This is a genomic window from Janibacter hoylei PVAS-1 (assembly GCF_004025845.1).
In the GTDB taxonomy this organism is placed as follows: Bacteria; Actinomycetota; Actinomycetes; order Actinomycetales; family Dermatophilaceae; genus Janibacter; species Janibacter hoylei.
In genome coordinates, this window is sequence record NZ_PIPF01000014.1 from 44487 (window position 1) to 67539 (window position 23053).

Here is a 23053-nt window from a genome sequence, read left to right on the forward strand (position 1 = left end):
CGAGATGTCGCCTTCCGGCGAGCGTCGAGGTGAGACGGGTTCGGGAGGGCGCGGCCCAGACGGTAGGCTCGGCCCCGATCGACATCCTTTAACCGCTGTCCAGTGAGGCAGAGAAGGAGGTCTTGAGACACTCATGTGTCCGGACACGCCCCCAGAGGCCAGCCCCCCCGCCCGCGAGGTGATGAGCGCCGCCGACGTCGCGCGCGGCCTGCGCCGCATCGCCCACGAGATCGTCGAGCGCAACAAGGGGGCCCGGGACGTCGTCCTGCTCGGCATCCCCAGTCGCGGCGTCGAGCTCGCCCAGCGCCTCGCCGCCCAGATCAGTGAGATCGAAGGGGGAGCCGTCCCCGTCGGGTCCCTCGACGTGACGATGTACCGCGACGACCTGCGGGGTCGCCCCACCCGGGCCCCGCAGCAGACGCAGTTCCCCGCCTCCGGCGTCGACGACAAGATCGTCGTGCTCGTCGACGACGTCCTGTACTCGGGCCGCACCGTCCGGGCCGCCCTCGACGCCCTCTCCGACTACGGCCGGCCGCGCTCCGTGCGCCTGGCGGTCCTCGTCGACCGTGGGCACCGCGAACTCCCGATCCGCGCCGACCACGTCGGCAAGAATCTGCCGACGTCGCAGACCGAGCGGGTCACCGTGCGCCTGTCCGGCCACGACGATGTCGCGGACTCCGTCACGATCTCCGGGGGTGAGCAGCGATGACCCGCCACCTGCTCTCCGTCGCCGACCTCGACGACACCGCCCTGCGCACCGTGCTCGACACGGCCGCCGAGATGCACGACGTGCAGCGCCGCGAGGTCAAGAAGATCCCGACCCTGCGGGGCCGGACGGTCATCAACCTCTTCTTCGAGGACTCCACCCGCACCCGCAGCTCCTTCGAGATCGCGGGCAAGTGGATGAGCGCCGACACGATCAACATCACCGGCAAGGGGTCGTCGACGTCGAAGGGCGAGTCCCTCCGAGACACCGTGCGCACCATCGCGGCCATGGGGGTCGACGCCATCGTCATGCGCCACCAGGCCTCTGGTGCGGCCCACCAGGTCGCCGGCTGGTTCGACGAGTCGGGCGTGCGCACGAGCGTGGTCAACGCCGGTGACGGCACGCACGAGCACCCGACGCAGGCCCTGCTCGACGCCTACACCCTCGAGCGCCGCCTCGGTTCGCTCGAGGGCAAGCGGGTCGCGATCGTCGGGGACGTGACCCACAGCCGGGTCTTCCGCTCCAACGTCCTCTCGCTGCCGCGCCTGGGCGCCGAGGTCACCGTCGTCGCGCCGCCGACGCTCATGCCGAGCGGCGCGAGCGCCTGGGCGAGCGCCGACGGCTTCACCCTGGGCGACGACCTCGACGAGGTCATCGACTCGGGTGTCGACGCGCTGATGATGCTGCGCGTGCAGCGCGAGCGCATGGCGGGTGGCTACTTCCCCACGGCTCGTGAGTACACCGTCGGCTACGGCCTGACCCGCGACCGCCTCGCCGCGCTCACCGCGGCCAACCCCGAGGCCGTCATCTGCCACCCCGGGCCGATGAACCGCGGCCTGGAGATCGCCGCCGACGCCGCCGACGCGGCGAGCAGCCTCGTCCTCGACCAGGTGAGCGCCGGTGTCGCCGTGCGGATGAGCGTCCTCTACCACCTGCTGGCCTCCGGCCTGCCCGACGAAGGGGGGCAGGCATGAGCGACCTGCTGATCACCGGCGCATCCCTGCTCGGTGGCGAGTCCACCGACGTCCTCGTCCGGGACGGCGTCATCGCCGCCGTCGGGGCAGAGGCCACCGCGGGGGAGAGCACCCAGCGCATCGACGCCGACGGGCTGGCCCTCCTGCCGGGGCTCGTCGACCTGCACACGCACCTGCGCGAGCCCGGTCGCGAGGACGCGGAGACGGTGCGGACCGGGTCCGCGGCCGCCGCGGCCGGCGGCTTCACCGCCGTCCTCGCCATGGCCAACACCAGCCCGGTCACCGACACCGCCGAGGCCGCCGAGCGCGTGCTCGACCTCGGGGTCGCCGCCGGGCACTGCGACGTCCAGCCGATCGGGTCCGTGACCAAGGGTCTCGACGGGGCCGAGCTCGCCGAGCTGGGGCTCATGCACCGCTCGCGTGCCCGGGTCCGCGTCTTCTCCGACGACGGCCGCTGCGTCCACGACGCCCGCGTCATGCGGCGCGCGCTCGAGTACGTGCGGGCCTTCGACGGCGTCGTGTCCCAGCACGCGCAGGACCCCGCCCTGGCCGGGCCGGCCGCCTGCTGCCACGAGGGCGAGCTGAGTGGCCGCCTCGGCCTCACCGGGTGGCCGGCCGTCGCCGAGTCGAGCATCATTGCCCGCGACGCGGAGCTGGCGCTGCACACCGGCTCGCGCGTCCACGTCGCCCACGTCTCGACCGCCGAGGGCGTCGAGGCCGTGCGCTGGGCCAAGCGACGCGGCGCGCGCATCACCGCCGAGGTCACGCCGCACCACCTCGTCCTGACGACGGACCTGCTCCGCGGGTACGACCCGGTCTACAAGGTCAACCCGCCGCTGCGCCCCGCCGAGGACGTCGAGGCGCTGCGCGAGGCCTTGGCCGACGGCACGATCGACGCGGTCGCGACCGACCACGCACCGCACGCCCGGCACGACAAGGAGCACGCCTTCCCCGACGCGGCCTTCGGCATGCTCGGGCTCGAGACCGCCTTCGCCGTCGTCCACGACGTCATGGTGACGAGCGGCCGGATCGACCTGGCGACGCTCGCCGAGCGGATGTCCCACGCGCCGGCCCGCATCGCCGGGCTCGCCGACCACGGTCGCGCGATCGAGGTGGGCGCCCCGGCCAACCTCGTCCTCGTCGACACCAGCGAGCGGGTCACCGTCGACCCGGCCACCTCGCACTCCCTGTCCCGCAACACCCCCTTCGCCGGGCACACCCTCACCGGGCGTGTCCGCACGACGATCCTGCGCGGCCGCGTCACGGCCGCCGACGGAGAGGTCAACCTGTGAGCACCAGCAGCACCAGTCCAGCGGTCCTCGTCCTCGAGGACGGTCGCACCTTCACCGGTACCGCCTACGGCGCGACCGGCGAGACGGTCGGCGAGGCCGTCTTCTCCACCGGCATGACCGGCTACCAGGAGACCCTCACCGACCCGAGCTACCGCGGGCAGGTCGTCGCCATGACGGCCCCGCACATCGGCAACACCGGGTGGAACGACGAGGACGACGAGTCCACACGCATCCACGTCGCCGGCTTCGTCCTGCGCGACCCCGCGCTGCGCCCGAGCAACTGGCGCTCGCAGCGCTCGCTCGAGGAGGAACTCGTCGCCCAGGGCATCGTCAGCATCGCCGGCATCGACACCCGGGCGCTGACGCGCCACCTGCGCGAGCGCGGCGCCATGCGCGTCGGCATCTTCTCCGGCGACGCCCTCGGTGACGAGGCCAGCCGACTCGAGCGGGTGCGCTCCGCCCCCGAGATGGCCGGCTCCGCCCTCGCCGCCTCGGTGAGCACGAGCGAGCCCTACGTCGTGCCGGCGCAGGGGGAGCAGCGCTTCACCGTCGCCGCCATCGACCTCGGCATCAAGACGATGACCCCGACCCGCCTGGCCGAGCGCGGCATCGAGGTGCACGTCCTGCCGGCCACCGCCACGTGGGAGCAGGTGCAGGCCGTCTCGCCCGACGGGCTCTTCTTCTCCAACGGCCCCGGCGACCCCGCCACGGCCGGCGACCAGGTCGCCCTGCTGCAGGAGGCGCTGCGGGCCGGGCTGCCGTACTTCGGCATCTGCTTCGGCAACCAGCTCTTCGGCCGGGCCCTCGGCTTCGGCACGTACAAGCTCAAGTACGGCCACCGCGGCATCAACCAGCCGGTGCTCGACCGCTCGACCGGCAAGGTCGAGGTCACGGCGCACAACCACGGCTTCGCCGTGGACGCCCCCCTCGACGAGGCGACGCAGACCCCCTTCGGCACGGCCTCCGTCAGCCACGTCTGCCTCAACGACGACGTCGTCGAGGGTCTGGAGCTGCGCGACGGCGACGGTGACGACGCCCGCCTGCTCGGCTTCTCCGTCCAGTACCACCCCGAGGCCGCGGCCGGACCGCACGACGCCGCCTACCTCTTCGACCGTTTCACCGACCTGCTGGCCACCGCCGGCACCAAGGAGGCCCGGGCCTGATGCCCAAGCGCGACGACATCAAGAGCGTTCTCGTCATCGGCTCCGGCCCGATCGTCATCGGTCAGGCCTGCGAGTTCGACTACTCCGGCACCCAGGCCTGCCGCGTCCTGCGCGAGGAGGGCGTGCGCGTCATCCTCGTCAACTCCAACCCGGCGACGATCATGACCGACCCGGAGTTCGCCGACGCGACGTACATCGAGCCGATCACCCCCGAGGTGGTCGAAAAGATCATCGAGCGCGAGCGCCCCGACGCCGTGCTCGCCACCCTCGGTGGCCAGACCGCACTCAACACCGCGATCTCGCTCCACGAGGCCGGCGTGCTCGACAGGTACGGCTGCCCCCTCATCGGCGCGAGCGTCGAGGCCATCGAGCTCGGCGAGGACCGCGAGCGCTTCAAGGGCGTCGTCGAGCGCTGCGGCGCCGAGTCCGCCCGGTCGGTCATCTGCCACACGATGGACGAGTGCCTCGCCGCGGCAGAGGACCTCAGCTACCCGGTGGTCGTGCGCCCCTCCTTCACCATGGGTGGGCTCGGCTCGGGCTTCGCCTACGACGAGACCGACCTGCGGCGCATCGCCGGCGCGGGGCTCCAGTACAGCCCGACGACCGAGGTGCTCCTCGAGGAGTCGATCCTCGGCTGGAAGGAGTACGAGCTCGAGGTCATGCGCGACAACGCCGACAATGTCGTCGTCGTCTGCTCGATCGAAAACTTCGACCCCGTCGGCGTGCACACCGGTGACTCGATCACCGTCGCCCCCGCGCTGACCCTCACCGACCGCGAGTACCAGCGGATGCGTGACGTCGGCATCGCCGTCATCCGCGAGGTCGGCGTCGAGACCGGCGGCTGCAACATCCAGTTCGCCATCAACCCGGACGACGGTCGGATGATCGTCATCGAGATGAACCCGCGCGTCTCGCGCTCGTCGGCCCTGGCCTCCAAGGCCACTGGCTTCCCGATCGCCAAGATCGCCGCCAAGATGGCCATCGGCTACACCCTCGACGAGGTCCCCAACGACATCACCGAGGAGACTCCGGCGGCCTTCGAGCCCACGCTCGACTACGTCGTCGTCAAGGTGCCGCGCTTCGCCTTCGAGAAGTTCCCGGCCGCCGACCCGACCCTCACGACGACGATGAAGTCCGTCGGCGAGGCGATGGCCATCGGCCGCAACTTCACCGAGGCGCTGCAGAAGGCGCTGCGCTCCGCCGAGCGCAGTGGCGCCGCCTTCCACTGGGACGGCGACCAGCCCACCCTCGAGGAGGGGCGCGCCCTGCTCGACGCCGCCCGCACGCCCACGGACGGTCGCATCGTCCAGGTGCAGCAGGCGATGCGCGCGGGGCTGTCGGTCGAGGAGGTCTTCGAGGCGACGAAGATCGACCCTTGGTACCTCGACCAGATGGAGCTGATCAACGACGTGGCCCAGCAGGTCCACGATGCGGAGGAGCTGGGCCCGCAGGTGCTGCGCCTGGCCAAGCGGCACGGCTTCTCGGACGCCCAGATCGCCCGGCTGCGGCGCATGGACGAGGCCGTCGTGCGCGGGGTGCGGCACGCCCTCGGGGTGCGCCCGGTCTACAAGACGGTCGACACCTGCGCGGCCGAGTTCGCCGCCCGCACGCCCTACCACTACAGCTCCTACGACGAGGAGACCGAGGTCGAGCCGCGTGAGCGGGAGGCCGTCATCATCCTCGGCTCCGGGCCCAACCGCATCGGCCAGGGCGTCGAGTTCGACTACTCGTGCGTGCACGCGAGCTTCGCCCTGCGCGACGCCGGCTACGACACCGTCATGGTCAACTGCAACCCCGAGACGGTCTCGACCGACTACGACACGAGCAGCCGGCTCTACTTCGAGCCGCTGACCCTCGAGGACGCCCTCGAGGTCATCCACGCCGAGACCCAGGCGGGCCCGGTTGCCGGCGTCATCGTGCAGCTCGGCGGGCAGACGCCGCTCGGCCTCGCCGACCAGCTCAAGGCAGCCGGAGTGCCGATCGTCGGCACCTCGCCCGAGGCCATCGACCTCGCCGAGGACCGCGGCCACTTCGGTCGGGTCCTCCACGAGGCGGGGCTCAACGCGCCCAAGCACGGCACCGCCTTCAGCGCGGACGAGGCCGTCGAGATCGCCCGCGAGATCGGCTACCCGGTCCTCGTCCGCCCGTCGTACGTCCTCGGCGGCCGCGGCATGGAGATCGTCTACGACGACGCGACGCTCTCGGAGTACGTGACCCGGGCGGCGATCGCGAGCCCGGAGCACCCGATCCTCGTCGACCGCTTCCTCGACGACGCCATCGAGATCGACGTCGACGCGCTCTACGACGGCACCGAGATGTACCTCGGCGGGATCATGGAGCACATCGAGGAGGCCGGCATCCACTCCGGCGACTCCAGCTGCACCCTGCCCCCGGCCACGCTCGGCACCTCGGAGCTGCAGCGCGTGCGCGAGGCGACACTCGCCCTCGCGCAGGGCATCGGCGTGCGGGGCCTGATGAACGTCCAGTTCGCCCTCGCCCAGGACGTCCTCTACGTCCTCGAGGCCAACCCGCGCGCCTCGCGGACCGTCCCCTTCGTCGCCAAGGCCACGGGCGTCCCGCTCGCCAAGGCCGCGGCGCGCGTCATGCTCGGTGCGACCATCGCCGAGCTCAAGGACGAGGGCATGCTGCCGCGGGAGGCCGACGGCGGCTCGATGCCGGCCCACGCGCCGATGTCGGTCAAGGAGGCGGTCCTGCCCTTCAAGCGCTTCCGCACGACGGAGGGCGACGTCGTCGACTCCCTGCTCGGCCCGGAGATGCGCTCCACCGGTGAGGTCATGGGCATCGACGCCGACTTCGGCGCCGCCTTCGCCAAGAGTCAGCTCGGCTCCCTCTCCAGCGGTCTGCCGACGAGCGGCAACGTCTTCGTGTCGGTCGCCAACCGGGACAAGCGGGCGATGATCTTCCCGATCAAGCGCCTCGCCGACCTCGGCTTCACGATCCTCGCGACCCAGGGCACCGCCGACGTGCTGCGGCGCAATGCCGTCGAGTGCGAGGTCGTCACCAAGCACTCCGAGAAGGCCGAAGGGGAGCGCAGCGTCGTCGACATGATCCTCGCCGGGGAGGTCGACGTCGTCTTCAACACCCCGTCCGGTCAGCACGCTCGTGCCGATGGCTATGCCATCCGCGCGGCGACGACGGCCATGGACAAGCCCATCGTCACGACCGTGCAGCAGCTCGGTGCCGCGGTGCAGGCGATCGAGGCGCGCCTCCATGGCGAGCTGCGCGTCAAGCCGCTCCAGGAGCACGCCCGCGACCTCGACCTCTACGGGGTCGGCCGGTGACAGCGCGGGCCGTCGCCGCCCGTGAGGGGGCCGGCGTCGTCCAGATCGACGCCGAGGTCCTCGGCAACTCCGCTGCGGGAGCCTACCGGCACCTGACCCTCGTCACCCCGGGCCTGCCCGAGATCGCCCGGCCGGGGCAGTTCGTCGCCCTCTCCGTCGGTGACGGCACGAGCTCGATGCTCCTGCGCCGCAGCTTCTCGATCCACCGGGTGAGCCCCGCCGGCACCTACGGGGCGACGACGGAGATCGTCGTGGCGGCTCACGGGCCCGGCACGCAGGCCATCACCGCGCTGCAGCCGGGGGAGACGGTGAGCGTCGTCGGCCCGCTCGGGCGCGGCTTCCCGCTCCCTTCGCAGCCGGTGCCGTGCATCCTCGTCGGTGGTGGCTACGGCTCCGCGCCGCTCTTCTGGCTCGCCGAGCAGCTGCGCGAGCGCGGCTGCTCCGTCGAGATCGTCCTCGGCGCGGCGTCGGCCGATCGGCTCTACGGGGTCGTCGAGGCCCGGAGGGTTGCCGACGGGGTGACCATCACGACCGATGACGGCTCCGCCGGGACCCGGGGCTGGGTCTCCGACGTGCTGCCCGACCTCATCGCCCGCACCGGCGCCGGCGTGCTCTACGGCTGCGGCCCGATGGGCATGCTGCGCTCGATGAGCGCCATCGCGGCCGACCACGGCATCGTCGCCCAGGTCGCGGTCGAGGAGGCCATGGCCTGCGGTGTCGGCATCTGCATGACCTGCGTCATGCCCGTGGCCGACGCCCACGGCACGACGAAGATGGTCCGCAGCTGCCTCGAGGGCCCCGTCTTCCGCGGTGACCGGGTGCGCTGGGAGGCCTTCGAGGACGGCCTGTGCCGGGTACCGGCCGACGCCGTCGGAGCGCCGCAGGAGGCCCGCCGATGACCGACATGTCCGTCGACCTCGCCGGGGTGCGGCTGCCCAACCCGATGATGACCGCGAGCGGGTGCGCCGCCAACGGTCGCGAGATGCACCGCTTCATCGACGTCGCCCAGCTCGGGGCCTTCGTCACCAAGTCGGTCAAGGCCCAGCCGGTCTCGGGGCGCGGTACGCCGCGCATGGCCGAGACGCCGTCGGGGATGCTCAACTCCATCGGCCTGCAGGGCCCCGGCGTGCAGGCCTTCGTCGAGGAGGACCTCGCCTGGCTCGACTCGATCGGTGCCCGGGTCGTCGTCTCGATCGCCGGCAACACCGCCTCGGAGTTCGCCAGCGTCGCGCGCACCGTCGTCCGCAGTCGGTATGCCCGCGCGGTGGCGGCCATCGAGGTCAACATCTCCTGCCCCAACGTCGCCAACCGCGGGCTGGTCTTCGCCTGCGACCCGGCGAGCTCGCACAAGGTGATGACCCTCGTGCGCGAGGAGGTCCCGAGGGGCCTGCCGATGCTCGCCAAGCTCAGCCCCGACGTCACCGACATCGTCGAGATCGCCGACACCGTCCTCAAGGCCGGCGCCCACGGGCTGACGATGATCAACACGACGCTGGGCGTGGCCATCGACATCGACCGCCTGCGACCGCACCTCATCGCCGCGACGGGTGGGCTCTCCGGCCCGGCCGTGCGGCCCATGGCGGTGCGCGCGGTCTGGCAGGTGGCCGGTGCCATGCGTGCCGGCCGGATCAGGACCGCGCCGATCGTCGGGGTCGGGGGAGTGCGGCACGGCCGCGACGCCCTCGAGCTCGTCGCGGCGGGAGCCACGGCGATCCAGGTCGGCACCGCCGCCTTCAACGACCCGACGGCGCCCGAGCGCGTCGGGCGCGAGCTCGAGCAGCTCATCGCCGAGCGCGGCTTCGACCGCCTGTCCGACGTCGTCGGCATCGCCCACGAGAGGTTCACCCCATGACCGAGCAGGCCTTCGGCACCCGCCTGCAGGCAGCGATGGTGCACCACGGCCCCCTCTGCGCAGGGATCGACCCGCACCGGACCCTCGTCGAGTCGTGGGGTCTGACCTACGACCTCGCCGGGGTCGAGCGCTTCACGATGACCTGCGTCGAGGCCTTCGGGGGGGCGGTGGCCGCGGTCAAGCCGCAGTCCGCCTTCTTCGAGGTCTTCGGTGCCCAGGGCGTGGCCCTCCTCGAGCGCGCCCTCGCCGACCTGCGGCAGGCCGGCACCCTCACGGTCCTCGACGTCAAGCGCGGTGACATCGGCACGACCGTCGACGCCTACGGCGAGGCCTTCGTCGGCAAGGACGCCCCGGCCCCGACCGACGCGATCACGCTCAGCCCCTACCTCGGGTACGGGTCGCTGCGACCCGCGCTCGACCTCGCCGCGCAGACCGGTCGTGGCGTCTTCGTCCTCGCCCTCACCTCCAACCCCGAGGGGGCGCAGGTCCAGCACGCGCGGCTCGCCGACGGCCGCTCCGTCGCCGGCGCGATCGCCGACGACGCGGCTGCCGACAACGCGGACGCCCGCTCGCGCGGCGAGCTCGGCAGCGTCGGTCTGGTCGTCGGCGCGACCGTGGGGTCCGCGGTGCGCGACCTCGGCGTCGACCTGCCCGCGATGGCCGGGCCGGTCCTCGCCCCGGGGCTCGGTGCCCAGGGGGCCACGGCCGACGACGTGCGTGCGGTCTTCGCCGGCGCCCTGCCGCAGGTGCTCGCGAGCAGCAGCCGCGACGTCCTGCGCGCTGGACCCGACGTCGCGTTGCTGCGTGCCCGTGCCCGTGAGGTCGCCGAGCAGGTGGCCGCGATCACCACGGCGTGAGAGGCTGACCGGTACCCGTCCGGACCACCTGCGGAGGACCCCCGTGCCCGTGCCGCCGCTCACCCCACGGCAGCGTGCCGAGGCCCTCGCCCGCGCCGCGGCCGCGCGCCGTTCGCGGGCCGATCTGCAGCAGCGACTCAAGCACGGCAGCGTCGGCCTCGACGAGGTGCTGCGCGCCGGCGGCGACGACCCCGCGGTGGCGCGGATGCGTGTCGTGACTCTCGTCGAGTCGCTCCCGGGGGTGGGGCCCGCGACCGCTGCCCTGGTCATGGAAGAGTTGGGCATCGCGTCCTCCCGCCGCGTCCGCGGCCTCGGACCACGTCAGCGCACCGCACTCCTCGAGAGGTTCACCCGGGTATGAGCTCCCCCCGACTGACCGTCCTCGCCGGCCCCACCGCCGTCGGCAAGGGCACCGTGGCGGCCTGGATCCGCGAGCACCACCCCGAGGTCTGGCTCTCGGTGTCGGCGACGACCCGGCCGGCACGACCCGGCGAGGTCGACGGCGTCCACTACCACTTCATGTCGGGCGACGACTTCGCCGACATGGTCACCCGCGGCGAGATGCTCGAGTGGGCCGTCGTCCACGGCCGGGCCTCGTACGGCACCCCGAGGGGGCCGGTCCAGGCGGCACTGGACGACGGGCGGCTGCCGCTGCTCGAGATCGACCTGCAGGGTGCGCGCCAGGTGCGGGCGTCGATGCCGGAGGCCCGGTTCGTCTTCCTGGCCCCGCCGTCCTGGGACGAGCTTGTGGGTCGTCTGGAGGGGCGGGGGACCGAGACGGCCGAGGAGCGGGCCGTCCGGCTGGAGACCGCAAAGGTCGAGCTGGCGGCGCAGAACGAGTTCGACCACATCATCGTCAACGACGACATTCGTCGTGCGGCGGAGGAACTCGTATCATTGATGAGATCCGACTGACCCCGACGACAAGGACCACCTCGACGTGTCCGGCACCACGGCAAACCCCATCGGCATCACCAACCCGCCGATCGACGACCTCCTGACCAAGGCGGACAGCAAGTACGCCCTGGTCATCTACGGCGCCAAGCGTGCCCGTCAGATCAACGCGTACTACTCGCAGCTCCAGGAGGGTCTGCTCGAGTACATCGGCCCGCTGGTCGACGCGCAGGTCCACGACAAGCCGCTGTCGATCGCGCTGCGCGAGATCAACGAGGGCCTGCTCACCAAGGAGGCCAGCGCCGAGGGCGAGACCCCGGCGCCCGTCTCCGACGCGCCCGTCGCCGACGAGGCCTGACGGACTCCCTCCGTGCGCATCGTCCTCGGTGTCGGTGGCGGCATCGCCGCCTACAAGGCTGCCCTGCTGCTCCGCCTCTTCACCGAGGACGGCCACGAGGTCACGGTCGTCCCGACCGATGCGGCGCTGCGCTTCGTCGGGGCGCCGACGTGGGAGGCCCTGTCGGGTCGCCCCGTCCAGACCGATGTCTGGAGCAACATCACCGACGTCCCGCACGTGCGGATCGGTCAGGAGGCCGATCTCGTCGTCGTCGCGCCGACGACGGCGGACCTGCTCGCCAAGGCGGCCCACGGGCTGGCCGGTGACCTGCTGACCAATGTCCTGCTCACGGCCCGTTGCCCCGTCGTGCTGGCTCCCGCCATGCACACCGAGATGTGGGAGCACGCCGCGACGCGGGCCAATGTCGCGATCCTGCGCGAGCGCGGGGTCACCGTCGTCGAGCCGGCCTCCGGGCGGCTCACCGGGTCCGACACCGGCCCCGGGCGGCTGCCCGAGCCGGAGGCGATCCACGACGCCGCACTGGCAGCCCTCGAGGGCGATCGCCGCACCGGTGACGTCCCCGTCGCGGGGCAGGGCGATCTCGCCGGCCGTCGGGTGCTCATCAGCACCGGCGGGACCCGCGAGCCGCTCGACCCCGTGCGCTACCTCGGCAACCGGTCCTCCGGCAAGCAGGGCCTGGCCCTCGCGCAGGCCGCGGCCGACCGGGGGGCTCACGTCACGCTCGTCGCGGCCAACCTCGTGCTCCCCGTGCCCGCGGGCATCGAGGTCGTGCCCGTCGAGACCGCGCTCCACCTCCAGGGCGAGATGACCCGCCGGGCCCCCGACCACGACGTCGTCGTCATGGTGGCCGCCGTCGCCGACTTCCGCCCCGCCGAGTACGCCGCGAGCAAGATCAAGAAGACGCACGACCCGGCCGACCCCGACGCGGCACCGACGATCCAGCTCGTCCGCAACCCGGACGTCCTCGCCGGGCTCGTCGAGGCGCGCGGCTGCGCGACCTCGCCCGTCATCGTCGGCTTCGCCGCCGAGACCGGCGACGCCACCGGGTCGGTGCTCGAGCTGGGCCGCGCCAAGCTCGCCCGCAAGGGGTGCGACCTGCTCGTCGTCAACGAGGTGGGGGTCGACAAGACCTTCGGTGCCGACGACACGACGGTCCATGTGCTCCGCCGGGGCAGCGACGACGTCGTCGACATCGGTCCGGCGAGCAAGACCGAGGTGTCGCACGGCATCTGGGACGTCATCGTGGGATCCGTCGTCGCCGACTGAGCCCGGGTGCTTAGACTGGCCGGGCCCTACCGGACGGTCATGTGGCCGTCCCTCGACGAACTTGGGAGTTCTGCGTGTCCGGACGTCTCTTCACCTCCGAGTCGGTGACCGAGGGTCACCCCGACAAGATCTGCGACCAGATCTCCGACTCGATCCTCGACGCGATGCTCGAGCAGGATCCGCGCAGCCGGGTCGCCGTCGAGACCATGGTGACCACCGGTCTCGTGCACATCGCCGGTGAGGTCTCGACCGAGTCCTACGTCGAGATCCCGCAGCTCGTGCGCAAGGTCATCGCCGAGGGCGTCGGCTACGACTCCTCCGACAAGGGCTTCGACGGCCGCTCCTGCGGCGTCTCCATCTCCATCGGCGCGCAGAGCCCCGACATCGCCCAGGGCGTCGACACGGCGTACGAAAACCGCACGGGCGGCGTCGACCCCAAGGACAAGCAGGGCGCCGGCGACCAGGGCCTGATGTTCGGCTACGCCTGCCAGGACACCCCCGAACTCATGCCGCTGCCGATCTTCCTCGCGCACCGGCTCTCGCAGCGGCTCACCGAGGTGCGCAAGTCGGGCGAGCTCGACTACCTGCGCCCCGACGGCAAGACCCAGGTGACCATCGACTACGACGGCGACCGGGCCGTGCGCCTCGACACCGTCGTCCTGTCGACCCAGCACTCCGCCGAGATCGACCACGAGACGCAGCTGCCGGCCGACATCAAGGCGCACGTCTTCGAGCCGGTCATGGCCGCGCTCAAGGACTCCGGCGTCGAGCTCGACACGAGCAGCTACCGGACGCTGATCAACCCCACGGGCAAGTTCGTCATCGGCGGCCCCATGGGCGACGCCGGTCTGACCGGTCGCAAGATCATCGTCGACACCTACGGCGGCATGGCCCGCCACGGTGGCGGCGCCTTCTCCGGCAAGGACCCGTCGAAGGTCGACCGCTCGGCCGCCTACGCCATGCGCTGGGTCGCCAAGAACGTCGTCGCCGCCGGCCTCGCCGGTCGCTGCGAGGTCCAGGTCGCCTACGCGATCGGTGCGGCCCAGCCGGTCGGCCTCTACATCGAGACCTTCGGCACGGAGACGGTGCCGGTCGACAAGATCCAGGCCGCGGTCAACTCCGTCTTCGACCTGCGTCCGCTCGCGATCGTCGAGGAGCTCGACCTGCTTCGCCCGATCTACGCGCCGACCGCCGCCTACGGCCACTTCGGTCGCACCGAGGCCGCCGGCTACGACAACCCCTTCCCGTGGGAGCAGACGACCAAGGTCGAGGCCCTGCAGGCCGCTGCTCGAGCCTGATCCACGGCCACCGGCCGGGCGGGGTGTCGCTGACACCCCGCCCGGTTAGGTTTGTCCGCGTGCGCGTCGCCCAGGTCCTCGTCGACTCGGGGCTGGTCCATCTCGACCGGCCCTTCGAGTACCTCGTGCCCGAGGACCTCGACGAGACCGCCCAGCCCGGCGTGCGGGTCAAGGTCCGCTTCGCCGGTCGCGATCTGGCCGGCTACGTCGTCGAGCGCAGCGACGTCGCCGAGCACACGGGGCGACTCGCCCCGATCCGCACCGTCGTCTCGCCGGAGCAGGTCCTCACCCCCGAGGTCCTCGAGCTGGCCCGGCGGGTCTCCCGCCACCAGGCCGGCACGGTGATGGACGTGCTGCGGCTGGCCATCCCGCCGCGGCACGCCCGAGCCGAAAAGGCGCTGCCCCTCGAGCCGCTGGCGGACCCGCGCGACGAAGGGGGCATCCCCCCTTCGCCCGCAGAGGTGCCCGGGGTGTGGGCCGGCTACCGCGCCGGTGCGGCGTGGTGGTCACGCGTCGCGACGGGGGAGTCACCGCGGGCGGCCTGGCTCGCCGCGCCCTCGCGGCCCACGGAGACCGACTGGCCCCGGGCCCTCGCCGAGGCCGCCCGTGCCGCCCTCCTGTCCGACCGGGGCGCGGTCCTGGTCGTTCCCGACCAGCGGGACGTCGCGCGCGTCGACGCGGCCCTGACGGAGGTGCTCGGACGCGACCAGCACGTCCGGCTGACCGCCGACCAGGGGCCGCAGGCGCGCTACACCTCGTGGCTCAAGGTGCTGCGCGGGCACGTCCGGGTCGTCGTCGGCACCCGTGCCGCTGCCTACGCCCCCGTGCGCGACCTCGGGCTCGTCGCGTGGTGGGACGACGGTGACGACCTCCACGAGGAGCCCCGGGCCCCGTACGCCCACGTCCGCGACGTCCTGCTCACCCGGGCCGACGTCGAGGGCTGCGCCGTGCTCGGTGGTGGCCTCGCCATGTCCACCGACGTGGCGGCGCTCGTCGACGCCGGGCGGGTGCACCTCGTCGGTGGGTCGACCCCGCGACGCGAGGCGCCACGCGTCGTCGTCGCGGGAGAGGGCCTCGACGAGGAACGCGACGGGCCGGGAGCCCGGGCCCACATCCCATCGTCGGCCCACCGCGCCGCCTCGGCCGGGCTGCAGCACGGGCCGGTGCTCCTGCAGGTGCCGCGCCGCGGCTACCTGCCCGCGATGTCGTGCGCGACCTGCCGGGCACCCGCACGGTGCCCCGAGTGCCGTGGACCGCTCGCCCTGCCCGCCCCCGACCAGGCGCCCCGGTGCGGGTGGTGCGGCAAGAGTGCACGCGGATTCGAGTGCCCGCACTGCGACGGCGACCGGCTGCGCGCCGGGATCATCGGTGCCCGGCGGACGGCGGAGGAGATCGGACGGTCCTTCCCCGGTACCCGGGTCATCACCTCGGGCGCGGGGGAGGTGCAGGAGGGGGTCGGCGCCGAGCCCGCCATCGTCGTCGCCACGCCGGGCGCGGAGCCCGTCGCCGACGGGGGCTACACCGCGGTGCTGCTGCTCGACGCCTGGGCGAGCCTCGACCGACCCGACCTGCGGGCGGGGGAGGAGGCGGTGCGCCGCTGGATCACGGCCGCGGCACTGGCCCGCCCGTGGACCGACGGCGGGGTCGTCGTGCTCTGCGGGGCGCCGACGCACGCGACGATCCCAGCCGTCGAGGCCCTCGTGCGCTGGGACCCCGAGTGGTTTGCGGCCCGCGAGATCGCCGAGCGGGTGGAGCTGTCGCTGCCGCCGACGACGTGGACCGCCGAGGTGGTGACCGACCGCCGCCGCATCGAGCCGATCGAGCACGCGGTGCGTGCCGCAGCGCCTGCCGCCCAGCTGCTCGGCCCGCTGCCGGTCACCGGCTCCGAGGACCGGCGCCGGCTCGTTATCACCGCGCCCTTCGCCGACGGGCCGCTCGTCGCTGCGGCCCTCAAGGACGTGCGCGCGGGGGAGAGCGCCCGCAAGGCGGACGAGCTGACGTCGGTCAAGGTCGGGCACCTCACCACAGGGTGAGCCGGGCGACGTGGACGGGCGCGACCGGGCATCTAGACTGCCCCGGGTGCGACTGATCTTTGCCGGGACCCCCGAGGTCGCCGTCCCCTCTCTCCGTGCCCTGCTCGACTCCGACCACGAGGTCGTCGCCGTCGTCACCCGGCCCGATGCCCGGGTCGGACGGGGCCGGCGCCTCGAGCCCTCCCCGGTCCGAGTCGTCGCCGAGGAGGCCGGCCTCGAGGTGCTCACGCCGACCAGGCCGACCGACGAGGACTTCGTCGCCCGGCTCACCGAGCTCGCGCCCGACTGCTGCCCGGTCGTCGCCTACGGTGCGCTGCTGCCCGCCGAGGTCCTCGACATCCCGAGGCACGGCTGGGTCAACCTCCACTTCTCGCTGCTGCCCGCATGGCGTGGCGCGGCCCCCGCGCAGCGCGCCCTCATCGCCGGCGACGAGATCACCGGGGCCAGCACCTTCCTCATCGAGGCCGGCCTCGACACCGGCCCGGTCTTCGGCACGATGACCGAGCGGATCCGCCCCGACGACACCTCCGGGACCCTCCTCGACCGGCTCGCCGACGCCGGCGCAGCCCTGCTCGTCGCGACGATGGACGGCATCGCCTCCGGCGACCTCGAGCCGCAGACGCAGTCGGGCGACGGCATCAGCCACGCGGCGAAGCTCACCGTGGACGACGCCCGGATCGACTTCACCCACCCGGCTCTGGCCGTCGACCGGCTCGTGCGCGGCTGCACGCCGGCACCGGGGGCCTGGACGACCTTCCGCGGGGAGCGGCTCAAGGTCGGACCCGTGACGGTCACCGACGAGAGCCTGCCCGCCGGCACCATCGAGGCACGCAAGCGCGAGGTCCTCGTGGGGACCGCCGACCGGGCGGTCCGGCTCGGCGAGGTGACACCCCTGGGCAAGAAGCCCATGCCGGCGGCCGACTGGGCCCGCGGGGTACGGATCGACGACGGCGAGCGCCTCGGGGAGGAGTCGGCATGAGCGAGCGACGAGACGGCGGGCGCGAGCAGCGCGGCCAAGGTGGCCACCGCGGGCCCCGCCAGAAGTCCCGGACCGCACCCTCGGCACGCTCCCGTCAGGGCGACCTGCCGCGCAGCACCGCCCTGGGTGTCCTGCGGGCCGTCTCCCACGACGGTGCCTACGCCAACCTCGAGCTGCCCCGGGCGCTGCGGCGAGCGCGCCTGAGTGGTCGCGACGCCGGCTTCGCCACCGAGCTCACGTACGGCACCCTGCGGATGCAGGGGCTCTACGACGCGATCATCGCCGAGGCGGCGCAGCGCCCGGTCGACAAGCTCGACGGGGGAGTCCTCGACGTGCTGCGCATGGGCGCCCACCAGGTGCTCGGCATGCGGGTGCCCGAGCACGCCGCTGCCGACCAGTCGGTGGCGCTGGCCCGATCGGTCGCCGGTCAGGGGGCCGCCGGTCTCGTCAACGCCGTCATGCGGCGCATCGGCGAGCGCAGCCGCGACGAGTGGCTCGAGGTCGTCGTCCCGGCCGAGCCGGTCGCCGAGCGGTTGGCCATCGCCCAGTCGCACCCCGTGTGGGTCGTCAAGGCGCTGCGGCAGGCCCTCATCGGTCACGGGGTGACGACGCCCGACGGCGCGGACGCCGAGGTCGAGGAGCTGCTCGCCGCGCACAACGTGCCGGCCGACGTGTCGCTCGTCGCCCGCCCCGGACTCGCCGAGGTCGACGAGCTGCTCGCCGCAGGTGCGCAGCCCGCGCGGTGGTCCCCCTTCGCCGCAGAGCTGGAGTCCGGCGCGCCCGGTGATCTCGACGCCGTCCGCGAGGGCCGCGCGGCCGTCCAGGACGAAGGGAGCCAGCTGCTCGCCCTGGCCCTGGCTGCCGCGCCGGTCACCCCGCGCGACGACGGCGCACCGGAGCGGTGGCTCGACCTGTGCGCCGGCCCCGGCGGCAAGGCCGGCCTGCTCGCCGCCCTCGCGCTGCGTCAGGGAGCCGACCTCGTCGCCAACGAGGTGAGCGAGCACCGCACCGAGCTGGTGCGGCAGAGCCTGCGCCCGGCGCTCGCCGCTGCCGGTGGGGCCGGCCGCGAGATCGTCGTGCGGACCGGTGACGGGCGTGAGGTCGGCACCGACGAGCCCGAGACCTACGACCGGGTGCTCGTCGACGCCCCGTGCACCGGCCTGGGGGCGCTGCGCCGCCGGCCCGAGGCCAGGTGGCGCCGTCAGCCCGGTGACCTCGCCGGGCTGGGTCCGCTCCAGAGGGACCTCCTGCGTGCCGGCATCGAGGCGACCCGTCCCGGCGGCGTCATCGCCTACGCGACGTGCAGCCCGCACCTGTCGGAGACGACCTTCGTCGTCCGCGACGTGCTCAAGAAGCGCGACGACGTCGAGGTGCTCGACGCCCGGGAGCTGCTCGCCGGCACGGCGCGTGCCGAGCTGACCGGCCTCGGCGACGGCCCGCACGCGCAGCTGTGGCCGCACGTGCACGGCACCGACGGCATGTTCCTCGCGATGCTGCGCAAGCGGGCCTGACGTGCGCGTCCTCGTCACCGGTCTCCACGTCACCGACGTCCGGCGGGCCCACGCCTTCTACACGCAGGTGCTCGGGCTGCGCGAGGTCCTCGTCGTGCCCGCGCACGACCTGTGCATCCTCGGCCCGAGCAGCGGGTGGGAGATGGGTGCGCAGATCAACCTCGAGCCGATCGAGGACGACGCGACCCGGGCCTGGTCCGAGCACCAGCTGCGCGCCGGGCTCGCCGCGCTCATGCTCGCCGTCGACGACGTCGAGCGCGAGTACCACCGGCTGCGTGACCGTGGCGACGTCGTCGTCCGCGAAGAGCTGACCCAGGACGTCATCGGACTGCACTTCCAGATCGAGGACGGCGTCGGCAACATCCTGTCCATCCACCAGGCCTGACCCACCACCACGAGGACCCCCGTGCAGATCTCCCCGAGCATCCTGTCCGCAGACTTCGCCAACCTCGAGTCCGAGCTGGGCGCGATCGGCAACGCCGACTGGGCGCACGTCGACGTCATGGACGCCCACTTCGTCCCCAACCTCACCCTCGGCCTGCCGATCGTCGAGTCGCTGCTCAAGGTGAGCCCGATCCCGATCGACTGCCACCTGATGATCGAGGACCCCGACCGGTGGGCCCCGCCGTACGCCGAGGCCGGTGCCCAGAGCGTCACCTTCCACATCGAGGCCGCCGCGGACCCGGTGACGCTCGCCCGCGACATCCGAGCCCAGGGGGCGCGTGCGTCGATGGCGATCAAGCCGGGGACCCCCTTCGCGCCCTACGAGGAACTGCTGCCCGAGCTCGACATGGTGCTCGTCATGACCGTCGAGCCGGGTTTCGGCGGGCAGTCCTTCATGGCCGACCAGATGCCCAAGGTCGCGCAGGTGCGTGAGGCCGTGCGCAGGCACGGCGGCGACATCTGGGTGCAGGTCGACGGGGGCGTCTCGGCGAAGACCATCGAGCAGTGCGCCGAGGCGGGTGCCGACGTCTTCGTCGCGGGGTCGGCCGTCTACGGCGCCGAGTCGGCCGCCGCCGCCGTCGACGAGCTGCGCGAGCTCGCCCGGGGGCACCAGCACTGACCTGGTGTCCGGCCCGCAACCGTCACTCGGGTGGTGGAGCGGACGGCGGTGGACGGGCAGGGCTCTGCGCAGTTGGGAGCGTCGGTGCCACCTGGTCCCCCTCCTCCGGGCAACCAGGCGGCACCACTGCCGTCGGGTGACATCAACGCCACCACCTCCCGTCGAGACGCTGTGGCCGCGGGCGAGTCAGCGCCTCCGAAGCCCTGCGGCGCGAGATTGCCAGCGGCCGCGCTCGGCGAAGAGCTCGTCGCTATACGGCGTGGATCTCGACGCAGATGCCCGTGGCCACGTCGAGCGCGACGTCGTGAGCCTGCGGGTACCCGCGCTCCGGGACGAAGGAGGACCCCTCCTCGTCGTACTCCAGCCGGTCGGCGACCTCGTTGTCGAGCAGCGCACAGCAGCTGCACCGCGTCCGCGACCGCCCGCATGAGGTGCGGCCGGCGGATCCGTGGCCCGACTCACGCGGCCACCGAATTGCCGAGCGGTGGGCTCCCTTCGCACAATGGTCGTGCACGTGCCACGTGACGCGGTGAAAATCCGCACCGGCGGTGAGAGCCCGCGACCCGACTGCTCCGGCAGGCGGTGAACTCCGGTCAAGAACCCCGGGGCCGACGGTGACAGTCCGGACGAGAGCGGCGCGTGCGGATCGGATCACCCATGTCCATCATCGAATGGATCTACGCGGCCGGCGTCGACATCGCCGACTACCGGCTCTCCCTCATGGAGGTCATCGGCATCGGCTTCGGCCTGGCCTCCGCCGTCGGGGGGATGCTCCGCAAGGTGTGGGCCTGGCCCATCGGGATCGTCGGCAACGTCATCCTCTTCTTCGTCTACATCGGCATCACGATGGGAGTCGACGACAAGGCGCCCCTCTTCGGGCAGTCGGCCCGGCAGATCTTCTTCATCATCACCTCGCTCTACGGGTGGTGGCGCTGGCGGCAGGTCAAGCGCGAGCAGCACACGGGTGACGCCCACGCGATCACCCCCCGCTGGGCCACCTGGGGCGAGCGCGCGGGGCTCGTGGTCACCATGGTGCTCGGCGTGGCCGTCGCCCAGCAGGTCTTCACGATGCTCGGTGCCGGTTGGCCCGCCCCGCGCTGGTACCACGTCGCGGACGCCTGGATCTTCATGGGCTCCCTGCTCGCGACCTACGCCATGGCGCGCGGCTGGAACGAGTTCTGGCTCATCTGGATCGGGGTCGACCTCGTCGGCGTGCCCCTGCTGTGGCACAGCGGCTACCTGCCGACGGCGGTGCTCTACGCCGCCTTCGTCCTCTACGGCTTCGTCGTGTGGCTGCGCGCCTCGCGCAGCGAGCGTCCGGACGCTGAACCCGCGACCTAGCTGCGGCCTGCGGCGAACTAGGCTGGTCTCCCGTGAAGACCTTCGAGACCCTCTTCGACGAACTCTCCCGCAAGGCCGCCGAGCGGCCCGCGGGCTCGGGCACCGTGGCGCAGCTCGATGCCGGGACCCATGCGATCGGCAAGAAGATCGTCGAGGAGGCCGCCGAGGTGTGGATGGCCGCCGAGTACGAGAGCAAGGAGGAGCTGGCCGAGGAGATCAGTCAGCTGCTCTACCACCTGCAGGTGCTCATGATCGACGGCGGGCTCACCGTCGACGACGTCTACACCCACCTCTGAGAGGACCGCTGTGCGCATCGCCGTGCCCAACAAGGGCTCCCTGTCCGAACCTGCCGTCGAGATGCTCCGCGAGGCGGGCTACCGGGTCCGCCGCGACATCAAGGAGCTCATCGTCGCCGACCCGGACAACGACGTCGAGTTCTTCTACCTGCGCCCCCGCGACGTCGCGCTCTACGTCGGCAAGGGCCAGGTCGACGCCGGCATCACCGGCCGCGACCTGCTGCTCGACTCCGGCTCGACCGCGACCGAGGTCATGGGTCTGGGCTTCGGTGGCTCGACCTTCCGTTTCGCCGGGCGCCCCGGCGAGGCGAGCGGAGCCGCCGACCTCGGCGGCCGTCGGGTCGCCACGTCCTATGCCGGCCTCGTGCGTGACCACCTCGCGGCGCAGGGGATCACCGCGGACGTCGTGCGCCTGGACGGCGCCGTCGAGACCGCGATCACCCTCGGGGTCGCCGATGCCATCGCCGACGTCGTCGAGACCGGGACGACCCTGCGGCAGCAGGGCCTGGAGGTCTTCGGCGAACCGATCCTGCGCAGCGAGGCCGTGCTCATCCGCCGCAGCGACGCCAGCGAGTCGGGCATCGACGTCCTCCACCGCCGCCTGACCGGAGTCGTCACCGCCCGTGAGTACGTGCTCCTCGACTACGACTGCCCGGCCGAGCTCGTCGAGCAGGCGGTCCAGCTGACCCCCGGTCTCGAGTCGCCGACGGTCAGCACCCTGCACGACGAGCGGTGGTGCGCCGTGCGCTCGATGGTCCCGCGCGGGCGGACCAACCGGATCATGGACGAGCTCTACGACCTCGGCGCCCGCGCCATCCTCGTCACCGAGATCAGCGCGTGCCGGCTGTGACCGCGCCCGACCGCGCCACCGCCGCCGCCTTCAGGCCCAGCCGTGGGCGGGTCGTCTCGGCCGTCATCGGCGTCGTGACACTCGTCGGGGCCATCGCCCTGGCGGCGTCGCTGCCGGAGCGCTTCGGGATCATGGACCGGCTGACCTGCGCGGGCATCGGGGTCGCGGTGGCGGTCTTCATGAGTCGCTTCGCGACGATCCACGCCCGCCCGACCGCCGAGGGTCTGTACGTCCGCAACCTCGGCCCGGGGGAGCTCGTCCCCTGGGAGTCCATGACCGCGGTCCGCTTCTCGCAGGGGATGCCGTGGCCGCGCATCGACCTCGGTGACGATCTCGACGTCGCCGTCATGGCGATCCAACGCTCCGACGGGCCGCAGTCCGTCGACGAGGCCCAGCGGCTGGCCGACCTCATCGGTCGCTGACCTCGTCGGACGGGTCCGCTCCGCCCAGGACCAGGTGTGCCCGCGACGCGGTCCCGTCGGCCCCGAAGACGGCCTCCTCCTGGGCGGCCCACATGTCCCAGTGGTCCGCGAAGAGCGCACCATCCCGGGCGATGGCCCGCTCCCGACGCAGCCCGGCGGGCGCGTCGAGCCACACCCGCGTCCCGGCGAAGGGGGCAGCCGCCCCCACGCTCGCGCCGCAGCCCTCGACGACGAGTCGGTCGTCTACGGTCAGGGGCAGCACCGGTCCGGGCCGCTCGGCGAGCCAGTCCCATGTCGGGACGACGGGCCCGGCGCCGCGGGAGAGTGGCTCGAGGACGTGCTCGACGAGCAGGTCGGTGCCGGCCGCGAGCCCCGACCAGCCGGGGTAGATCGAGTCCATCGACACCAGCGGGGCGCCCCACGCGGTGGCGACCCGGCGCCCGAGCGAGGTTTTGCCCGAGCCGCTGCGGCCGTCGATGGCCACGACGTGCACCCGGCCGCACGACGGTGGTGCGGTGGCGGCATGGTCGAGGACCTGGCGAAGGGCGGACACCGCACGGAGCGTAGCGGCCGGCCGGGCCCACCACGTGGCCGGC

24 protein-coding genes and 1 riboswitch are annotated in these 23053 nt (G+C 72.8%); of the genes, 22 read left to right on the top strand and 2 right to left on the bottom strand.

Annotation, left to right across the window (positions count from 1 at the left end; translation table 11 throughout):
• Nucleotides 1–133: 133 nt before the first annotated feature.
• The 18 genes from pyrR to rpe all read left to right on the top strand — a co-directional run bounded on the left by pyrR (nt 134) and on the right by rpe (nt 19548).
• Nucleotides 134–709, top strand: coding sequence for a bifunctional pyr operon transcriptional regulator/uracil phosphoribosyltransferase PyrR (pyrR, locus tag CWN80_RS14405; protein WP_051988019.1), 576 nt, complete (start codon nt 134–136; stop codon nt 707–709).
• Nucleotides 706–1680: an aspartate carbamoyltransferase catalytic subunit gene (locus CWN80_RS14410; protein ID WP_007928286.1), complete on the top strand. Its 975-nt coding sequence runs from the start codon at nt 706–708 to the stop codon at nt 1678–1680. Before pyrR ends, CWN80_RS14410 begins: the two co-directional genes overlap by 4 nt.
• Nucleotides 1677–2972, top strand: a complete 1296-nt coding sequence (locus CWN80_RS14415; protein WP_007928288.1) for a dihydroorotase — start codon at nt 1677–1679, stop codon at nt 2970–2972. Before CWN80_RS14410 ends, CWN80_RS14415 begins: the two co-directional genes overlap by 4 nt.
• Nucleotides 2969–4135, top strand: coding sequence for a glutamine-hydrolyzing carbamoyl-phosphate synthase small subunit (carA, locus tag CWN80_RS14420; protein WP_007928289.1), 1167 nt, complete (start codon nt 2969–2971; stop codon nt 4133–4135). The genes CWN80_RS14415 and carA overlap by 4 nt, the downstream gene beginning before the upstream one ends.
• A complete protein-coding gene (gene carB, locus CWN80_RS14425; protein WP_007928290.1) occupies nt 4135–7437 on the top strand; it encodes a carbamoyl-phosphate synthase large subunit in 3303 nt (1100 codons plus the stop codon). The genes carA and carB overlap by 1 nt, the downstream gene beginning before the upstream one ends.
• Nucleotides 7434–8336 carry a dihydroorotate dehydrogenase electron transfer subunit gene (locus tag CWN80_RS14430; protein ID WP_007928291.1) on the top strand — a complete coding sequence of 301 codons (903 nt, stop codon included), beginning with the start codon at nt 7434–7436 and terminating at the stop codon, nt 8334–8336. The genes carB and CWN80_RS14430 overlap by 4 nt, the downstream gene beginning before the upstream one ends.
• A complete protein-coding gene (locus tag CWN80_RS14435) occupies nt 8333–9289 on the top strand; it encodes a dihydroorotate dehydrogenase (RefSeq protein ID WP_007928292.1) in 957 nt (318 codons plus the stop codon). The genes CWN80_RS14430 and CWN80_RS14435 overlap by 4 nt, the downstream gene beginning before the upstream one ends.
• On the top strand, nt 9286–10146 hold the full coding sequence (gene pyrF / locus CWN80_RS14440) for an orotidine-5'-phosphate decarboxylase (RefSeq protein WP_128277468.1): 861 nt from the start codon (nt 9286–9288) through the stop codon (nt 10144–10146). Before CWN80_RS14435 ends, pyrF begins: the two co-directional genes overlap by 4 nt.
• Before the next feature lie 43 nt (nt 10147–10189).
• Nucleotides 10190–10507 carry an integration host factor, actinobacterial type gene (mihF, locus tag CWN80_RS14445; protein WP_007928295.1) on the top strand — a complete coding sequence of 106 codons (318 nt, stop codon included), beginning with the start codon at nt 10190–10192 and terminating at the stop codon, nt 10505–10507.
• A complete protein-coding gene (gene gmk / locus CWN80_RS14450; protein WP_128277469.1) occupies nt 10504–11061 on the top strand; it encodes a guanylate kinase in 558 nt (185 codons plus the stop codon). The genes mihF and gmk overlap by 4 nt, the downstream gene beginning before the upstream one ends.
• 25 nt (nt 11062–11086) lie before the next feature.
• The gene (rpoZ, locus tag CWN80_RS14455; RefSeq protein WP_007928298.1) at nt 11087–11398 is read left to right on the top strand and encodes a DNA-directed RNA polymerase subunit omega; all 312 of its coding nucleotides are present in this window, start codon (nt 11087–11089) and stop codon (nt 11396–11398) included.
• 12 nt (nt 11399–11410) lie between these two features.
• Nucleotides 11411–12664 (top strand): bifunctional phosphopantothenoylcysteine decarboxylase/phosphopantothenate--cysteine ligase CoaBC, encoded by a 1254-nt coding sequence (gene coaBC / locus CWN80_RS14460; RefSeq protein ID WP_007928300.1) that lies wholly within the window; start codon nt 11411–11413, stop codon nt 12662–12664.
• Nucleotides 12665–12738: 74 nt separating this feature from the next.
• Nucleotides 12739–13962: a methionine adenosyltransferase gene (metK, locus tag CWN80_RS14465; RefSeq protein ID WP_007928302.1), complete on the top strand. Its 1224-nt coding sequence runs from the start codon at nt 12739–12741 to the stop codon at nt 13960–13962.
• Nucleotides 13963–14021: 59 nt separating this feature from the next.
• Nucleotides 14022–15995 (top strand): primosomal protein N', encoded by a 1974-nt coding sequence (locus tag CWN80_RS14470; RefSeq protein WP_007928304.1) that lies wholly within the window; start codon nt 14022–14024, stop codon nt 15993–15995.
• A 46-nt stretch (nt 15996–16041) separates the two neighbouring features.
• Nucleotides 16042–16974 (top strand): methionyl-tRNA formyltransferase, encoded by a 933-nt coding sequence (gene fmt / locus CWN80_RS14475; RefSeq protein WP_128277471.1) that lies wholly within the window; start codon nt 16042–16044, stop codon nt 16972–16974.
• Nucleotides 16971–18485: an RsmB/NOP family class I SAM-dependent RNA methyltransferase gene (locus CWN80_RS14480; RefSeq protein ID WP_007928307.1), complete on the top strand. Its 1515-nt coding sequence runs from the start codon at nt 16971–16973 to the stop codon at nt 18483–18485. The genes fmt and CWN80_RS14480 overlap by 4 nt, the downstream gene beginning before the upstream one ends.
• A gap of 1 nt (nt 18486) precedes the next feature.
• On the top strand, nt 18487–18870 hold the full coding sequence (locus CWN80_RS14485; protein ID WP_007928308.1) for a VOC family protein: 384 nt from the start codon (nt 18487–18489) through the stop codon (nt 18868–18870).
• A 21-nt stretch (nt 18871–18891) separates the two neighbouring features.
• Nucleotides 18892–19548, top strand: a complete 657-nt coding sequence (gene rpe / locus CWN80_RS14490; protein WP_007928309.1) for a ribulose-phosphate 3-epimerase — start codon at nt 18892–18894, stop codon at nt 19546–19548.
• Nucleotides 19549–19798: 250 nt separating this feature from the next.
• On the opposite strand, the gene CWN80_RS14495 is transcribed toward rpe, so the two are convergent.
• A complete protein-coding gene (locus CWN80_RS14495; protein ID WP_007928310.1) occupies nt 19799–20062 on the bottom strand; it encodes a hypothetical protein in 264 nt (87 codons plus the stop codon).
• A riboswitch (FMN riboswitch) is annotated at nt 20060–20190 on the top strand. (Overlaps the previous gene by 3 nt.)
• A 15-nt stretch (nt 20191–20205) precedes the next feature.
• Between CWN80_RS14495 and CWN80_RS14500 the strand changes: the two genes are divergently transcribed.
• Genes CWN80_RS14500 through CWN80_RS14515 form a run of 4 tightly spaced genes read left to right on the top strand, consistent with a single transcriptional unit; the run spans nt 20206 to nt 22457 of the window.
• Nucleotides 20206–20889 (top strand): nicotinamide mononucleotide transporter family protein, encoded by a 684-nt coding sequence (locus CWN80_RS14500; RefSeq protein ID WP_128277472.1) that lies wholly within the window; start codon nt 20206–20208, stop codon nt 20887–20889.
• A 32-nt stretch (nt 20890–20921) separates the two neighbouring features.
• Entirely contained in the window at nt 20922–21185 is a 264-nt protein-coding gene (locus tag CWN80_RS14505) for a phosphoribosyl-ATP diphosphatase (protein WP_007928313.1), read from the top strand.
• Between the two features lie 10 nt (nt 21186–21195).
• Nucleotides 21196–22035 (top strand): ATP phosphoribosyltransferase, encoded by an 840-nt coding sequence (gene hisG / locus CWN80_RS14510; RefSeq protein WP_007928315.1) that lies wholly within the window; start codon nt 21196–21198, stop codon nt 22033–22035.
• Nucleotides 22023–22457: a PH domain-containing protein gene (locus tag CWN80_RS14515; RefSeq protein WP_051988021.1), complete on the top strand. Its 435-nt coding sequence runs from the start codon at nt 22023–22025 to the stop codon at nt 22455–22457. The genes hisG and CWN80_RS14515 overlap by 13 nt, the downstream gene beginning before the upstream one ends.
• Here CWN80_RS14515 and CWN80_RS14520 read toward each other — a convergent pair.
• Nucleotides 22444–23010, bottom strand: a complete 567-nt coding sequence (locus CWN80_RS14520; RefSeq protein WP_083853751.1) for a nucleoside/nucleotide kinase family protein — start codon at nt 23008–23010, stop codon at nt 22444–22446. The genes CWN80_RS14515 and CWN80_RS14520 overlap by 14 nt on opposite strands.
• Between the last annotated feature and the right edge of the window lie 43 nt (nt 23011–23053).

Coding starts and splice junctions, on each gene's coding strand:
- pyrR (WP_051988019.1), top strand. CDS start 134: ATGTGTCCGGACACGCCCCCAGAGGCCAGCCCCCCCGCCCGCGAGGTG.
- CWN80_RS14410 (WP_007928286.1), top strand. CDS start 706: ATGACCCGCCACCTGCTCTCCGTCGCCGACCTCGACGACACCGCCCTG.
- CWN80_RS14415 (WP_007928288.1), top strand. CDS start 1,677: ATGAGCGACCTGCTGATCACCGGCGCATCCCTGCTCGGTGGCGAGTCC.
- carB (WP_007928290.1), top strand. CDS start 4,135: ATGCCCAAGCGCGACGACATCAAGAGCGTTCTCGTCATCGGCTCCGGC.
- CWN80_RS14435 (WP_007928292.1), top strand. CDS start 8,333: ATGACCGACATGTCCGTCGACCTCGCCGGGGTGCGGCTGCCCAACCCG.
- pyrF (WP_128277468.1), top strand. CDS start 9,286: ATGACCGAGCAGGCCTTCGGCACCCGCCTGCAGGCAGCGATGGTGCAC.
- gmk (WP_128277469.1), top strand. CDS start 10,504: ATGAGCTCCCCCCGACTGACCGTCCTCGCCGGCCCCACCGCCGTCGGC.
- CWN80_RS14480 (WP_007928307.1), top strand. CDS start 16,971: ATGAGCGAGCGACGAGACGGCGGGCGCGAGCAGCGCGGCCAAGGTGGC.
- CWN80_RS14500 (WP_128277472.1), top strand. CDS start 20,206: ATGTCCATCATCGAATGGATCTACGCGGCCGGCGTCGACATCGCCGAC.